The sequence below is a fragment of the Polaromonas sp. P1_G1 genome (assembly GCF_056405595.1).
The window spans coordinates 1-866 of record NZ_JBFUBU010000114.1; the positions used below are offsets into that span (position 1 = coordinate 1).

Below are 866 nucleotides of genomic sequence, written 5' to 3' on the forward strand. Positions count from 1 at the left end.
GGCTCGGTGCTCACCGGCACTGGCGCCGATACCGTGGGCGCTGACACCAACGCCACCCCGGTCACCCCCGCTACCGTGACCCTCTCCTATGGCTCTCTGGTCTTGAACGCCAACGGCTCTTACATCTATACGCTGGACAACAGCAATGCCACGGTCAATGCGCTCAACGATGCCAGCCCTGCCCTGACCGATTCCTATACCTACACCCTCACCGATGGCGATGGCTCCACCTCCACCGCCACCCTGACCATCTCCATCAATGGCCACACCGATGGCTCCCCCAGCKTCTCCGTCCCCGATGAGAACGGCGCAGGTTTTGCGGGCAACAAGACGGTCGCCGAGACCGATGGCGCCATCCCCGGTGAGTTCACCGTCTCCGCGCCTGCCGGCCTGGCCAGTATTTCCGTGGGCGGCACAACCCTGAGCGCAGCTCAGCTCGCCGCTCTGGGCACGACGCCTGTCTCCATCACCACCACCGATGGCACCCTGGTGCTCAATGGCTACGCTCCTGCCACCGGCAAGGTCTCCTATACCTTTGATCCCGTGGTGCATAGCTCCAATGCCTCCGTCACCGCAGCTTTTCCCATCACGGTCACCGATTCCCTGGGCGCCACCAGCACAGCCAACAACCTCGATATCGTCATCACCGACAGCAAGCCCGTCGCTGTCAATGACTCCGCCTCCATCACCGAGGACGCCGCGACCAACACCGTCACAGGCTCGGTGCTCACCGGCACTGGCGCCGATACCGTGGGCGCTGACACCAACGCCACCCCGGTCACCCCCGCTACCGTGACCCTCTCCTATGGCTCTCTGGTCTTGAACGCCAACGGCTCTTACATCTATACGCTGGACAACAGCAATGC

Annotated in this window: 1 protein-coding gene; it reads left to right on the forward strand. The window is 63.2% G+C overall.

The window, feature by feature from the left end; translation table 11 throughout:
- Positions 1 to 866 (forward strand): VCBS domain-containing protein (locus AC1D1Y_RS25955; RefSeq protein WP_477684889.1); only part of this gene is annotated, 866 nt, incomplete at both ends.